Genomic DNA, 15,784 nt, shown 5'->3' on the forward strand with positions numbered 1-15,784 from the left:
TAATGAAGGATCGGCATTTCAACTACATTAAAGACCTAACCAAATACCAAAGGCAAAAGACCTCCGAGGTCATGATCGGAAACGTGCCGGTGGGCGGGAACAATCCCATTCGTATTCAAACCATGACGGATACGGATACCGCTGACGCTGACGCAACTGTTGAACAAATTATCAGTGTGGTAAAGGCAGGAGCCGATTACGTGCGCGTTACGGTGAAAAGCATGAGCGATGCAGAAAGCCTGAAAACGATTAAAAAGAATCTGGTGGAACGAGGGTACACAACACCGCTGGTTGCCGATATTCATTTTAATCCGAAACTGGCAGAACTGGCAGCTCAGGTTGTTTCGAAAGTGCGTATTAATCCCGGCAATTTCTACGATAAGCGTGCCCAGTTCAAAAATAAGATATATACCGACGACGAATATAAAGCTGAACTCGATAACATCGAGAAACAGTTTGTTCCGTTTTTGCGATTGTTGAAAGAGACGAATACAGCATTACGCGTTGGTGCCAATCACGGATCTTTATCCGATCGGGTAATGAGCCGTTTTGGCGATACACCGGCCGGAATTTCAGAATCGGTACTCGAATTCCTGCGCATTTGTAAAAAGGAGAATTTCACCAATGTGGTGGTTTCCATTAAGTCGAGTAACACGCGTGTGATGGTTTACACGGTTCGTCTGCTGAACTTTAAAATGCGTTTGGAAGACATGCAGTTCCCGATTCACTTGGGAGTTACCGAAGCTGGTGAAGGTGAAGACGGACGTTTAAAATCGGCGGTTGGAGTTGGAGCACTCCTGGCCGACGGAATTGGGGATACGGTTCGGATTTCGCTTACCGAAAGTCCAATGAACGAAATACCGGTGGCTACCAAACTGGTCGATCATTTTAAAACGTACCAGAACCACGAACCCATTACGGCTCCGATGATCGCTCAAACAAATCCGTTTGAATATGAGCGACGCAGCACCCGTCCGGTGCTGAATATGGGAGGCAAGCAGTTGCCGGTGGTTATCGCCGATCTTGGCGACCGCAGTTTGCGCGAAATGATTCCGATCCGCGGTAAACTTGTTCCCGAATATTTCCTTTCGGGAAATAAAATACTGGATATTGAAGGCGAAGAATACCCGGTGATTACACTGGAAGAATACTTGTTTGAAAGTACACGCTGGGGAAGGATGAAATTTATCCGTACCAACAAGGCGGAATTCGACCGCTTCATGGATATGCATCCCGAGATTATTATGAAACTGAAACAGACCCGGAAAACAGTGTTGATTCTGGAAAGTTACAATGCCAACCCGATGGCCGAATTACGCGCTTTCTTTATGGCTCTGGAAACACACATCTGGAAAGTTCCGGTTATCCTGTATCGAAAATACAACGAAAGCAACCCTGATGATCTTCGCATAAAAGCATCGGCCGATATTGGCGGTTTGCTCATTGATGGTTATGGCGATGGAATTTGCTTGTCGAACGATAGCGAAAATATCACCTTTACTGAACTGAAAGACCTGAGTTTCGGTATTCTTCAGGCCAGCAGGATGAGGGTTACAAAAACCGAATTTATTTCCTGCCCCGGTTGTGGTCGTACATTATTCGACTTGCAGGAGACTACGCTTAAAGTAAAGGCGCATTTCAAACACCTCGATCATCTTAAGATTGGTGTTATGGGATGTGTTGTAAACGGACCTGGTGAAATGGGCGACGTGGATTACGGTTTTGTGGGAGCCGGTAACCAAAAGGTAAACCTTTACAAAGGTCTTAAACCGGTTAAGCGACAAATTCCTTACGAAAATGCCGTGGAGGAACTGGAACAACTGATTCGCGAAAACGGCGACTGGAAAGATCCTGAAGATTAGAACAAAAAATTTCTCGAAATATAGGAACAAGGAAGTTACAAAATGTATACTTCCTTTTTCTTTATTTACACCTCGAAAATACTGTTTGAATTGACTTCAGCAACCATTAATATTTTGAATTATGGCACGAACGTATTGGAAGCCCGGAACAATAGTTTACCCATTGCCGGCAGTAATGGTGAGTTGTGGCGAAACTCCCGAAGAACAGAACATCATCACGATTGCCTGGACGGGCACCATCAACAGCGATCCACCCATGTGTTACATTTCGGTACGGCCGGGGCGTCATTCTTATGAAATCATAAAAAGAACCGGCGAGTTTGTGATTAACCTGACCACCGAAAAACTGGCAAAAGCTACTGACTGGTGTGGTTGCCGCTCGGGTCGGAAATACAATAAATGGGAGGAAATGAACCTGACCCCAGCCCCTGCAAAATTCGTAAAAGCACCCATCATCGAGGAATCTCCAGTAAATATCGAATGCCGCGTAAAAGACATCGTTGAACTTGGCAGCCATCATATGTTTATCTCCGAAGTGGCAGGGGTTTCGGTTGACGATGCCTATCTGAATGAAAATGACGCCTTTAGTTTCTCGAAAGCCAATCCGCTGGTCTACAGCCACGGGCATTATTTCGGATTGGGAAAGAAGATTGGCAAATTCGGATGGTCGGTCGAGAAAAAGAAAACCAGGAAAAAGCGAAAAAAGTAGTTGTAAACTGTAACGCTGGATTAACTTTCAAAACTCTTTCTTCATTATACACTGAAGTAATTTAATCAAAACACTATGAGGACAATTTATGTTATAGGGTTAATTTTTTAATGAATTTAGGAATGTTACATGCACAGAATAATCCGTTGTTAGGCGAATTTAATACCCCACACAACGCAGCACCATTTGATAAAATAAAAAACGAACATTATTTGCCTGCGCTGGAAGAAAGCATTAAACAAGGCGAGAAGGATGTTCAAGCCATAAAAAACAATACCGATGCGCCAACTTTTGAAAATACGATTGTTGCACTCGATCATGTTGGGCGATTACTCTCGAGAAATGCAGGTATATTTTTTAACCTGTTGAATTCGGAAACCAACGACGAGTTGCAAAAAATTGCACAGCAGTTTTCGCCGATGCTTACCAAATTTCAGAACGATATTTCGCTCGATCCGGTATTGTTCGAACGCGTAAAAGCTGTTTATGCGCAGAAAGATCAACTGGATCTGACACCTGAACAACAAATGTTGCTTCAGAACAGATATGATGGATTTGTTCGGCAGGGCGCCAATCTTTCGGAAGCCGACAAAGAAAAATTCAGAAAGATCAGCACCGAACTTTCAAAACTGTCGCTTGACTTTGGCGAGAATGTCCTGAAAGAAACCAACAGCTACGAAAAGCAAATTACCGATAAGAGCTTGCTGCCAGGTTTGCCCGAAAGTGCTCTGGAAGCTGCAGCCGGAAAAGCAAAAGCCAAAGATAAAGAAGGCTGGATTTTTGATATTACCATGCCGAGTTACCTGGCTGTTATGAAATACGCCGATAACCGCGATTTACGCAAGGAAATTTACATGGCTTACGGCTCGAAATCGTTCAAAGGCGATGAGCTGGATAACCAGGAAAATGTAAAACGTATTGTTGAACTTCGTCTTGAGATGGCGAATCTGCTGGGATATAAAAACTATGCCGATTACGTGCTCGAACAACGAATGGCGATGAATCCTGCAGGAGTTTACGGTTTGCTTGATGACCTGTACGAAGCATCTTACAATGTGGCGATGAAAGAAAAACAGGAAGTTCAGGAATATGCTGAAACGCTTGGATTCAGTGGCGAGATCATGCCGTGGGATTGGAGCTATTACAGCGAAAAACTGAAAGTGGAGAAATTCGATCTGAACGATGAAATGCTGAAATCTTATTTCGAGCTGAGCAATGTGGTTGACGGTGTTTTTGGTCTGGCCACCGAACTCTATGGCATCAGTTTTAAAGAGAACAAGGAAATTCCGGTATATGATGATGAAGTAACAGCCTACGAAGTTTTTGATGCTGATGGTAAATTCCTTTCGGTATTTTACACCGATTTTCACCCGCGCCCCGGAAAACGCGGTGGTGCCTGGATGAACGACTTTAAAGGTCAGTGGAAAGACAATGGCGTGGATTCGCGTCCGCATGTAACCATTGTAATGAACTTTACCCGCCCTACCGAAACCAAGCCAGCCTTGCTGACTTTTGACGAAGTACAGACTTTTATGCACGAATTTGGTCACGCACTTCACGGAATGCTGGCCAACTCAACTTATTCAAGTTTGTCGGGAACCAACGTTTATCGCGATTTTGTGGAGCTCCCTTCACAGATCATGGAAAACTGGGCCACCGAAAAAGAATTCCTCGATCGTTTTGCCAAACATTATCAGACCGGTGAAACCATTCCTGCTGAATTGGTTCAAAAGATCGTGGATTCGCAAAACTACCTGGCCGGATACCTTTCCGTTCGTCAGCTGAGCTTTGCTTACCTCGATATGACCTGGCATACGCTAGAAAAACCATATACAGGAGATGTTAAGGATTTCGAAGAAAAAGCCTGGAAGAAAACACAGATCTTCAAGCCGGTAGATGGTGTTTGTATGAGTACTCAATTCGGGCACCTGTTTGCAGGCGGTTACGCTGCAGGTTACTACGGTTACAAATGGGCCGAAGTGCTGGATGCCGATGCTTTCAGCGTGTTCAAAGAAAAAGGTTTGTTCAATAAAGAAGTGGCAGCTTCGTTCCGCGAAAATATTTTGGAAAAAGGTGGTACCGAGCATCCGATGGTGCTTTACAAGCGATTCCGTGGTCAGGAGCCAACGGTTGACGCTTTGCTCGAACGCAGCGGTCTGCAAGAATAGAAATCAAGGATCAATCCGTAAAAATTCACTACTAGTACTCACCGGGTGACTTTGAGAAGATATAAATAGTCACTCGTTGAATTTTGAAGGATTCCATCTCTTTAGAAAGATGGAATCCTTTTTTATCTCCTAACTTTACGGACAATAAAAACCATATCGATGAAGAAAATAGGATTGATCGGTGGTATGAGTTGGGAATCGACCCAGGTTTATTATCAACTCATAAACGAGATGGTAAATAAAAAACTGGGTGGATTTCATTCGGCCAAATGTGTGCTCGAGTCGGTTGATTTTGCAGAGATTGAAGAACTTCAGCACAAAGACGACTGGAAGACGCTTGCAGAAATAATGGTGGAAGCCGCCCTTAATCTTGAAAAAGCCGGAGCAGAACTCGCAGTTTTGTGCACGAATACCATGCATTTGTGCAGTGAAGAGATTCGACAAAGTACGGGTATTCCTTTTCTTCATATCGCCGAAGCCACCGGAACCGTGATTCAGAAACAAAACATTAAAAAGGTATTGTTGCTCGGAACTCGTTTTACCATGGAAAAAGACTTTTACAAGCATATTCTTGATGAGGATTTTGGGATTGAAACGCTGATTCCTAATAAACAGGACCGGGAAGCGGTGCATAGGATTATCTACGACGAGTTGGTGCATGGAAACATCAAAACAGAATCAAAGCAGATTTACCAGGCGATTATTGACAAAGCAGTGAAAGCAGGTGCCCAAGGCGTGATACTCGGTTGTACTGAAATACCTTTGTTGATCCAAAGTGGAGATGTTAGTGTTCCTGTTTTTGATACTACTAGGATTCATGCGACTTCGGCGGTTGAATTTGCGCTGAAGTAAACTTTAAAAAGAAATAATCAGACAATGATCGAACTTTTACGCCAACGGAGAAGCATCCGGAAATATACCTCGCAGAAAATAGAGGCTCAAAAACTGAAAATCCTGAAGGAAGCAGCATTACGTTCGCCTTCTTCAAAAAATATTAATCTCTGGGAATTTATTTTTGTGAAAGATCCGGATTTAATTGCAAAGTTAAAGAATTGCAAACCGCACGGTGTAACGCCATTGGGAACAGCGCCATTGGCTATTGTAGTTTGTGCCGACGAAACAAAAAACGATGTCTGGGTAGAAGATTGCTCGATTGCCTCCATTCTATTACAACTTACTGCCCAGTCGCTTGGATTGGGAAGTTGCTGGATACAGATCAGAAACCGTCTACATTCTGACGAAATTTCATCTGAAAAATACATTCAGAATTTATTTGATATTCCTGAACATTTTAGGGTGTTGAGTATAGTAACGGTGGGCTATCCCGAAAAACTACGTGAAGGAAAACCGTTTGAAGAACTTCAGTTTGAAAAGATCAAAATAAATGGTTTTCAGCGCTCGTAGCTCACATGTCGTAGCTCGCAGCCCATTTAAAAAAACTCATCAAATTCAGCCGGACTTTTTGTTTTCTCAACTTCATCGCAATCGAGGTTGATTTTAAAATTGGCTGGTTTCTTAAATTGCATATCGTCCTCTCGAATTCCCAGCGATTCGTCGGCCAGCACCTTTTTGTAAAAATAACCCCAGATTGGCAGTGCCATATTGGCTCCCTGTCCGGCTCCAATGGTTTTAAAGTGGATGCTTCGTAAGTCGGCTCCCGTCCAGATTCCTGCCGTTAGTTTTGGTGTAATGCCGATAAACCAACCGTCGGAATGGTTTTGGGTAGTTCCTGTTTTTCCGGCAATAGGCATCGAGAAATCACCATATTCCTGCGTTACTCGTTCGCGCCATAAATTGGTGGAACGCAAACGAATACCCGTACCTTCATTAATAACTCCTTCCAACAGATTCAGCATCAGGTAAGCGGTTTGCGCATCGATGGCTTCGTGCCTTTCGGGATAAAAGCGGGCGATCACGTTGCCGTAGCGGTCTTCAATTTTTGTAACAAAATAAGGTTTGGTATAAACACCAAGGTTGGCGTATGTATTAAAAGCCCCCACCATTTCGTAAAGTGTTACATCCGAAACGCCAAGGAACATTGAGTTCACCGGATCAATCGGGCTGTAAATGCCAAGGCGTTTCATCACTTCAACCACCGCAGCCGGATTGTACTGCTTCAATACCCAGGCTGATATCCGGTTTTTCGAATTGGCCAGTCCCCATTTCAGTGTCACCATTTTACCATCCATTTCAGGATCTACATCCGAATCTTTCGGTTCGTAAATCGAACCATCGGGTTGTATAAATTGCTGGCTCACATACGGAACTTTGGTACAGGGTGTAAGTCCGTTTTGCATGGCCAGCGTGTACAAAAATGGCTTAACCGTTGAGCCAACCTGTCGTTTACCGCCTTTTACCATGTCGTACATGAAGTACTCGTAATTTGGGCCGCCTACGTAGGCTTTTACTTTACCGCTCTCGGTATCAACGGCCATAAATGACGAGCGGAAATAGCGCAGGTAATATTTTATCGAATCCATGGGTGTCATCGTAGTATCGATTTCACCCTTCCATGAGAAAACCGTCATTTCAGTCGGTTCGTTAAAACGTTCTTTAATCTGCTCAAAACTTTTTCCCGCCAAACGCATTACCCGATACCGTTCACTTTTACGGATCTCACGGTCGAGCAGGTCTTCCACTTCTTCGGCGCTCATATTGTTGGCAAAGGGTGGATTGTCAAGTGCATCCATATTATCGTCGAACAGCGGTTGTAGATCATAGCGCAGATGTTGTTCAACGGCTTCCACGGCATATTTTTGCATGCGTGAATCGAGCGTTGTATAAATCTTTAACCCGTCGCTATATATGTCGTACTTTTCGCCATTGGGCTTTTGGTTTTTATTGCACCAGCCAAAAAACGGATTATTCTCCCACTCGGCAAGATCTTCAATGTATTTTTGTCCCTGCCATGAGGCATAATTATCGCGCTCAGGTTTTTTTGCCGAGAGTGTCAGGCGCAGATATTCACGCAAATAAGGAGCAGGCCCCAGTTTGTAATCTACTTTATTGTATTTCAGATCGAGCGGCAGCTGTTTTACCGAATCTCTTTCGGCTTTGCTGATGTAGCCGTATTTCTCCATTTGTGCCAGTACCACATTGCGGCGTTTCATCACCAATTCGGGTCGGCGAACAGGATTGTACAGCGACGAATTTTTGGCCATCCCCACCAACATGGCTGACTGGTGAAGTTGTAGCGAATCGGGAGGAATACTAAAATAAACGTTAGCTGCCGATTTAATCCCTACCGCGTTGTTCAGGTAATCGTATTTATTCAGATACATCAGAATGATCTCTTCCTTTGTGTAGCTGCGTTCGAGCTTTACGGCAATTACCCATTCCTTAAATTTTCGCAGAACAAGATCGAATTTGCTTTCGACCCCGGTTCTTGGGAAAAGCATTTTTGCCAGTTGCTGGCTCAGTGTACTTCCTCCGCCCGAACTCGAATTGCCGGTTAGAATTCCTTTGACTACACGCACCAATCCACGAAGGTCGACTCCTGAATGTTGGTAAAAGCGCACATCTTCAGTAGCAATAAGTGCATCAATCAAATCTGAAGGGAGATTTTCATAATCGACAAACGTACGGTTCTCACTAACGAAGTACTTATCGATAATGGCCCCGTCTTCAAAATAAATTTCAGAAGCGAGTATGTTTTTAGGATTCTCCAACTCTTCAAAACTTGGCATAAATCCCAGCAATCCGTTGGCGATCATCAAAAATAACAAAGCGACGCCTCCTACGCCAAGCACAAATATCGACCAAAACGCGAGTAAATAGATTCTAAATTTTGACTTTTTTTCCCCCATGAATTCCGCTGGTTACAATTGGACAACAAATATATACGATAATACTTTTTTAGCATTGTTTTAACGGCCTGAAGGGTAATAATATTTTAAATTTTTAAAAATAAAATCATCATTTTCAAAGATATAGAAATGAAAAATAGCCGAGTTTATTTTGAACTTAGCGACTGAAATGCTTTAATTTGCAGAAATTTTTTTGAACGGATTAGAAACAATATGCAGAAAAACCTGGTAATAGTTGAGTCTCCCGCAAAGGCCAAAACCATCGAAAGATTTCTTGGAGATGGGTATTTGGTAACCTCAAGCATGGGCCATGTGAGGGACCTGGAGAAGAAGGATTTTGGAATTGACATTGAAAAGAAATACAAGCCCAAATACATTGTTACCCCCGATAAAAAGAAGGTAGTAACAGAGTTAAAGAAAATGGCAAAAGATGCCGAAATGGTTTGGCTCGCATCCGATGAAGACCGCGAGGGAGAAGCCATTGCCTGGCACCTGAAAGAGGTGCTGAAACTTGATCCCGAGAAAACAAAACGTATTGTTTTTCACGAGATTACGAAAGAAGCTATTACCAAGGCCATTGAAAATCCGAGAGCGATCGACGATCATTTAGTAAATGCTCAACAGGCACGCCGCGTACTCGACCGCATTGTAGGTTTCGAAGTTTCGCCGGTATTGTGGAAAAAGGTGAAACCGTCATTGTCGGCCGGAAGGGTGCAGTCGGTTGCCGTTCGCCTTATCGTTGAACGCGAAAGAGAAATTCGCGAGTTTAAATCTGAATCGGCATTTCGTGTTTCGGCTTTGTTTCAGGTTGCTGATGAAACAGGAAATAACTCCGAATTAAAAGCCGAGCTTTCAAAGCGTTTTAAAACCCGTGACGAAGCAAACGCCTTTCTCGAAAAATGCAAAACCGCTGAATTTTCGGTAAGCGATGTAGCCAAACGACCGGGGAAACGCACCCCTGCTCAACCGTTTACTACATCAACTCTGCAGCAGGAAGCAAGTCGTAAATTGGGATTCTCGGTGTCGCAAACCATGGCGGTTGCACAACGTTTGTACGAAAGTGGAAAAATCACATACATGCGTACCGACTCGGTAAATCTTTCGAACCTGGCGGTTAACACTTCAAAGAAGAAAATTGAAGAGTTGCACGGCAATAAATACGTGAAACTACGTAAGTTCCGTACCAAATCGAAAGGTGCTCAGGAGGCGCACGAAGCCATTCGACCTACCTATATGGAAAACCAGACGGTTGATGGAAGTTCGCAGGAACAACGCCTGTACGAACTGATCTGGAAACGTACGATTGCCTCGCAAATGGCGGATGCCATTATGGAAAAAACGACAGTAACCATTGACGTTTCCAATGCCAACGAAAAATTTGTTGCCAGCGGTGAAGTGATTGTATTCGACGGTTTTCTGCGTGTTTATATCGAATCGACCGATGACGATAGCGCTTCAAATGGAAACGGACAAAGCATTATTCCTCCGTTGCATGCCAAAGACAAACTGGATTTGTCGACTATTGTAGCTACCGAGCGTTTTACGCAACGTCCTGCACGTTTTACGGAAGCTTCACTGGTAAAACGGCTTGAAGAACTTGGCATCGGACGCCCGTCGACTTATGCACCAACCATCACAACGGTTCAAAACCGGAACTATGTAGTGAAAGAAGACCGGCCCGGAGTCGAAAGAGAATACCAGGTGCTCGAACTTAACGGAGGTGAAATAAAAGAGGAAGTTAAAACGGAAATTACAGGAGCAGAAAAGAATAAACTTTTTCCAACCGATGTTGGTATTGTGGTTAACGATTTCCTGATCGACAATTTTAAGCAGATCATGGATTATAACTTTACTGCCGACGTAGAAAAGCAATTTGACGAGATTGCTGACGGTAAAAAAGTGTGGAACGAAATGATCGATAAATTTTACCAGCCTTTTCACGAGCGGGTAGAACATGCCACTGAAAATGCCGAACGCTCGAAAGGAGAGCGTATTTTGGGAGTCGATCCAAAAACCGGGAAACAGGTTTCAGTGAAGATCGGGCGTTTTGGACCGCTGGCACAGCTCGGAGAAGCTTCAACAGAGGATGATCAAGCCGAAAAACCTCAATTTTCAAGTTTGCGCTCGGGACAACACCTTGAAACTATCACACTTGAAGAAGCACTCGATTTGTTCAAATTACCTCGCGAACTTGGCGAGTACGAAAATAAAAAGGTAACTGTGGCCATTGGTCGTTTTGGACCTTATGTACGTCACGACAACAAATTTGTTTCGCTCGGTAAGGAAGATGATCCTTACACGGTTCAACTGGACCGGGCAATTGAACTAATTGAAGCTAAGCGCGAAAAGGACCGCAAAGCCGTGATAAAAGTGTTTGAAGAGGATGCCGATTTGCAGGTGTTGAACGGAAGATGGGGGCCTTACATCAAACACAAAAAGAAGAATTTCAAGATTCCGAAATCGACGAAAGCCGAAGAACTTACCTACGAGGATTGCATGAAGATCGTAGAAAAGGGGCCGGCGCCAAAATCGAAAAGAACAAGAAAAAAATAAAGTATAAAGGCAGGTGATTTGATCATTTGCCTTTATTTTTAGGCAAAAAATTATGGACCTGACTGAATATTTTGATGCGGTTGATTTTTCGCAGTTGAACGAAGACACTCGTTTAAGTCCAACACTTTCGTTTGGAACCGCTATTGAAAAATATACCTTAGCCTGTTCCGGAGCAAATATGGGAAACGCAGATGTTGCCATTGTCGGTGTCCCTTTTGAATCAAAAAATAATGAGGTAGAAAAGAGTACGGTTCCGGATTCTATACGAAAGGAACTGTATCAGCTGACGGTGATCGATAAAATCAAGGTCATCGATTTGGGTAACCTGAAGCAGGCACAAAGCATTAAAGGCAATTTTTATGCCTTGCGCGACATCACCGATTACCTTACAGAACTGGATATTACGGTTCTTGTTTTAGGGGGAAGTGAAGATTTTGCTTCAGGGATTTGCCAGGCTTTTAGGGGCAATCAGTTTTTCACATTCACCGCGATAGATGCTTTTTTAGACTTACGAAAAGGAAAGGAAGCTTACGATACGCACAATTATCTCTCGCGGGTATTTTCGAAGCAGCCCGATATTTTTCAGTTTAGCCTCATAGGCTATCAGCGTCACTATGTTCCGGTTAAATTATTCGATAAAACCAAAGGTGTTGGCGAGCATCTGAGCCTGGGAAGGCTAAGAGACAGCATAGTTTTGGCCGAACCAGTATTTCGTAACAGCGATTTTGTAACGGTTGATTTTGGGACACTAAAGTATTCGGAAGCAAAAGGGAAGCAAAATCTGCCTAACGGACTGGGAGGTGAAGAAATTTGTCAGCTGTCGAAATATGCCGGATTAAGCCGGCGTTTAAAGGCATTCGCACTGTTTGAGGTAATCGATGAAATGTCGGCTGAAGGGCTCAATGTTTCGCTGGCAGCGCAAAGTGCCTGGTATTTTATCGAAGGTGTTTTGCAACGAAGTCATGCAAACCCGGAAAACGAGGAAGACTTTGTTGTTCATAAAGTAGAGATATGGCAAGTTGAGCCGCCTTTGGTGTTTTACCAGGATAATGCGACCGGACAATGGTGGTTACGCCTGCAAACTAAAGGGAACAGCTTTGTTTTTCTGGCGTGTTCCGAACAGGATTTCCTGGAAGCAACGCACAACGAAATCCCCGAGATTTATCTCAAATATGTGCAAAAAATTGACGAAATATTAAAATAATACCCGTTAAAGAGCGTTCTTTGCATACCTTGTTAACAGAAGATTGTTACAAACAACATTTTTTTATTTCTTTATCAGGGCAAGAATTTGGCTAAATTGCCACATGAAACAATAGTATGAGGAAAACTGTTTCTTTTCTTTGTTTTTTAATGTTCGTTAACATCGTAGTATTTGGTCAGCAAGATCCTCAATATACAAACAATATGTTTTACAAAATGGGGGTTAATCCGGGTTACGCGGGAGCTGAGGATGCGATAAACGGACTACTTTTAAATCGTTACCAGTGGGTTGGATATGGCGGAGGAGAACCGAAAACCATGGTTTTAAGCGTGGATGCTGCAATAAATGCTTTTGGAGCACCAGGCGGAATAGGAATTAATATTGTGAGCGACCAGTACGGATATTACGACAACATGTGGATCAACTTTGATTATTCATACAAAGTTGAAACCAGCTTTGGGACGCTTGGCCTTGGAGTTTCTCCGGGCATTTATAATTTCAATATTAATCCTGATGATGGATGGACCTCATCGGATGATGTGTTGAACAGTACTGAAGGCGGAACGGGAGATAATTTAATCCCGCAGCAGGAATCGAGTCAGTTGACTTTCGACATTGGTTTGGGAGCTTACCTGTACACCAACAAATATTATCTCGGTGTTTCGGCGAGCCACTTAAATCAGGGCGAAGTAAAGTACGACGATTTGGCCGTTGATTTCCTCGTGAGGCACTATTATTTGATGGGAGGTTACAATATTAAACTAACCGATCCGTTATTTGAATTGCGGCCATCTTTTCTGTTCAAGTCCGATCTTGCCTCATGGCAGGTTGATTTGAACACAAATGTGGTGTATAACGATAAGTTCTGGGCAGGGTTAAGTTACCGTGTTCAGGATGCCGTGGCCCTGTTAATGGGCGTTGAATTGTTTAACGGATTACGAATTGGCTATTCTTTCGACCTGGTTACATCAGCATTGAAAAGAAATAGCTTTAGCTCGCACGAGTTTTTTGTGAGTTACTCCATTGATCTGGAGCGAAGTCGTAATCAAAAGTATAAGAGTATTAGGTTTTTGTAAAAAATCTAGAAATAGATAAGACGTTTGGATTAAACATTAATATTTTATTATTTTATTGGCTTAATGTTTTTTTACACAAGCAGACCCACGTTCGTAAAAAGAAGAACTATGAAAAAACTACTATTAATTGCAGTTGTATTCACTTTAATAATCAGTTTGTCCGGCTGTTTTGGTGGAGGACAAGGAGGAAACGGAGAGCTGGTTGGAGTACAAAAAAGGCAGCGATTCAGAGAAACGCAACCTTACGGAATGGTATATGTCCGCAGGGGAAGTTTTAATATCGGGCCGAGCGATCAGGACGCAAGTAGAGCAGGAATTCCTACCAAAACAGTTTCACAGGAGCCTTTCTGGATCGATGATACAGAAATCACCAATAACGAATACCGCCAATTTGTATTCTGGGTACGCGAAAAATTGGCTCGTGAAATGTTAGGAGAACAGTATCCCGAATTCTTGATTACCGAAGACCGGGATGGAAATCCCATTGATCCGCCTGAAATTAACTGGAAAGAAAAAATTGACTGGGAAGACCCGGACTACCAAATGGCAATGGAAGACCTTTATATTCCTGAAAATGAAAGATTTTTCGGGAAGAAGTCTTTTGATTCACGTAAGTTGATTTACGAATATTGGTGGGTCGACCTGAATCAGGCGGCAAAACGCGGCAATTCGTTCAATTACGAAACACAACGTTACGAAGGTAATGTGTACAATACTGACGGAGATCTTGTCCCAATAGAGAATCGATCGTCATTTATGATGCAGGATCAGGTTCACGTTTATCCCGATACGCTTTGCTGGATCAGAGACTTCACGTATTCATACAACGAGCCACTGGCCATGAAATACTTTACGCATCCGGGTTTTGATGAATATCCGGTGGTTGGAGTAACCTGGAAACAGGTAAACGCTTTTTGTAACTGGCGTACAAAAATTCAAACCGATTTTCTGGAAGACAGAGGTGAACCTACTTTAATGGAATACCGTTTGCCAACCGAAGTTGAATGGGAGTACGCTGCCAGAGGCGGAAAGGAATTCTCGATGTATCCGTGGGGAGGTTATTATCCGCGCGACGATAAAGGAGTTTTCTTGGCAAACTTTAAACCGCTCAGGGGTAATTATGTTGAAGACGGTGCCATCGCTACCATGAAGGTAGGAAGTTACGACCCGAATGAATACGGATTGTACGACATGTCAGGAAACGTGGCCGAGTGGACAAGCACAGCCTACGACGAAGCCGGTTATAACTACTTCAGCGATTTAAATCCAACATTTACATACAACGCAAGAAAAGACGATCCTCCTGTAATGAAACGTAAAGTGATCAGAGGAGGCTCTTGGAAAGATATTTCGCAATTCACACAGGTTTCAACCCGTACTTATGAATATCAGGATACCACCAAATCGTATATTGGTTTCCGTTGCGTACGGTCGACCTTTGGTGAGGAATTCTAGAACAAAAATGTATTAACTTTATACCATTCCATTATGAACCTCGGAGAACTCTTTAAGACTAAACGCTGGAAAACATTTATGGGCTATGTATATGGCTGGGGAGCCTCAGTTGTACTTATTGGTGCCCTGTTCAAACTCGAACACTGGCAGTATTCGGGTTTATTGCTTACCATTGGTTTATCCACGGAAGCATTGATCTTCTTTCTCTCTGCTTTTGAACCTGCAGTCGACATTCCTGACTGGGGTAAAGTTTATCCGGAATTAAGAGAGGATTACGAATTGGCTGAGCTGGACGAGCTTAAGCCCAAAAAAGGACTTGACCAATTATTGGGAAGCTCGGAACTTACTCCGGACCTTCTTGATAAAGTTGGCAAAGGACTTAACGAACTTAGCAATACCGCAAGGGGAATCAGTGACATATCGTCGGCAACACTCGCTACCGATATGTATGTTAAAAACCTGGGTTCGGCCTCTGAATCGATGAACACTTTTGCACAGATTAATTCAAAGGCAAACGAATCGATCGATAAATCGGTTTCCGTATTGCTTAACTCGTATTCCGATGCTGCCACGCATCTTTCGCAAACCGGTTCGAAGCTTTCAGAAACATACAACAAATCGAACGAAATCATTTCCGAAGGATTAAACAACATTGGAAACAGTTCGAAGCAGTATGCAATGAACATCGAAAAACTCAACAAGAGTATGGATTCATTGAATTCATCGTTCGAGAACCAGTTGGAAGGTACAAAAGCACAGTTCAGCGCCAGTCAGAAGTTCAACAAGGACATGACTGAGATGAATTCGATCTTAACATCATCGGTGGAGGAGTTGAAAAAATACAAGGAGAATGCCGAGCAATTGAATAAAAACCTTGAAGCCTTAAATACCATCTATGGAAACATGTTGGGGGCTATGAGTTACAAAAAATAACAACCTGAAGAATTAGCA

General features: G+C 43.1%; 11 protein-coding genes. 10 read left to right on the top strand and 1 reads right to left on the bottom strand.

Translation table 11 applies throughout. From position 1 onward, the window contains the following. The first annotated feature begins 2 nt into the window (after positions 1-2). From ispG to WFY05_RS07475, 5 genes are all read left to right on the top strand, one after another. Entirely contained in the window at positions 3-1,862 is a 1,860-nt protein-coding gene (gene ispG / locus WFY05_RS07455; RefSeq protein ID WP_340112145.1) for a (E)-4-hydroxy-3-methylbut-2-enyl-diphosphate synthase, read from the top strand. A gap of 121 nt (positions 1,863-1,983) precedes the next feature. Beyond that, positions 1,984-2,571, top strand: coding sequence for a flavin reductase family protein (locus tag WFY05_RS07460; protein ID WP_340112146.1), 588 nt, complete (start codon positions 1,984-1,986; stop codon positions 2,569-2,571). Positions 2,572-2,693: 122 nt separating this feature from the next. After that, positions 2,694-4,739: a M3 family metallopeptidase gene (locus WFY05_RS07465; protein WP_340112147.1), complete on the top strand. Its 2,046-nt coding sequence runs from the start codon at positions 2,694-2,696 to the stop codon at positions 4,737-4,739. 159 nt (positions 4,740-4,898) lie between these two features. Next, positions 4,899-5,591, top strand: a complete 693-nt coding sequence (locus tag WFY05_RS07470; protein WP_340112148.1) for an aspartate/glutamate racemase family protein — start codon at positions 4,899-4,901, stop codon at positions 5,589-5,591. Between the two features lie 24 nt (positions 5,592-5,615). Further along, positions 5,616-6,143, top strand: a complete 528-nt coding sequence (locus tag WFY05_RS07475) for a nitroreductase family protein (protein WP_340112149.1) — start codon at positions 5,616-5,618, stop codon at positions 6,141-6,143. A gap of 26 nt (positions 6,144-6,169) precedes the next feature. On the opposite strand, the gene WFY05_RS07480 is transcribed toward WFY05_RS07475, so the two are convergent. After that, positions 6,170-8,545, bottom strand: coding sequence for a transglycosylase domain-containing protein (locus WFY05_RS07480; protein ID WP_340112150.1), 2,376 nt, complete (start codon positions 8,543-8,545; stop codon positions 6,170-6,172). Positions 8,546-8,758: 213 nt separating this feature from the next. Here WFY05_RS07480 and topA point away from each other — a divergent pair, with 213 nt between their 5' ends. The 5 genes from topA to porL all read left to right on the top strand — a co-directional run bounded on the left by topA (position 8,759) and on the right by porL (position 15,766). Further along, the gene (gene topA / locus WFY05_RS07485; RefSeq protein WP_340112151.1) at positions 8,759-11,098 is read left to right on the top strand and encodes a type I DNA topoisomerase; all 2,340 of its coding nucleotides are present in this window, start codon (positions 8,759-8,761) and stop codon (positions 11,096-11,098) included. A gap of 52 nt (positions 11,099-11,150) precedes the next feature. Then, positions 11,151-12,302, top strand: coding sequence for an arginase family protein (locus WFY05_RS07490; RefSeq protein ID WP_340112152.1), 1,152 nt, complete (start codon positions 11,151-11,153; stop codon positions 12,300-12,302). Between the two features lie 116 nt (positions 12,303-12,418). After that, entirely contained in the window at positions 12,419-13,378 is a 960-nt protein-coding gene (locus tag WFY05_RS07495) for a PorP/SprF family type IX secretion system membrane protein (RefSeq protein WP_340112153.1), read from the top strand. A gap of 108 nt (positions 13,379-13,486) precedes the next feature. Next, positions 13,487-14,833 (top strand): T9SS ring complex lipoprotein PorK/GldK, encoded by a 1,347-nt coding sequence (porK, locus tag WFY05_RS07500; RefSeq protein ID WP_340112154.1) that lies wholly within the window; start codon positions 13,487-13,489, stop codon positions 14,831-14,833. A gap of 33 nt (positions 14,834-14,866) precedes the next feature. Further along, the gene (gene porL / locus WFY05_RS07505; RefSeq protein ID WP_340112155.1) at positions 14,867-15,766 is read left to right on the top strand and encodes a type IX secretion system motor protein PorL/GldL; all 900 of its coding nucleotides are present in this window, start codon (positions 14,867-14,869) and stop codon (positions 15,764-15,766) included. The last annotated feature ends 18 nt before the right edge of the window (positions 15,767-15,784 follow it).

Source organism: Maribellus mangrovi, assembly GCF_037646455.1.
Classification (GTDB): domain Bacteria; phylum Bacteroidota; class Bacteroidia; order Bacteroidales; family Prolixibacteraceae; genus Draconibacterium; species Draconibacterium mangrovi_A.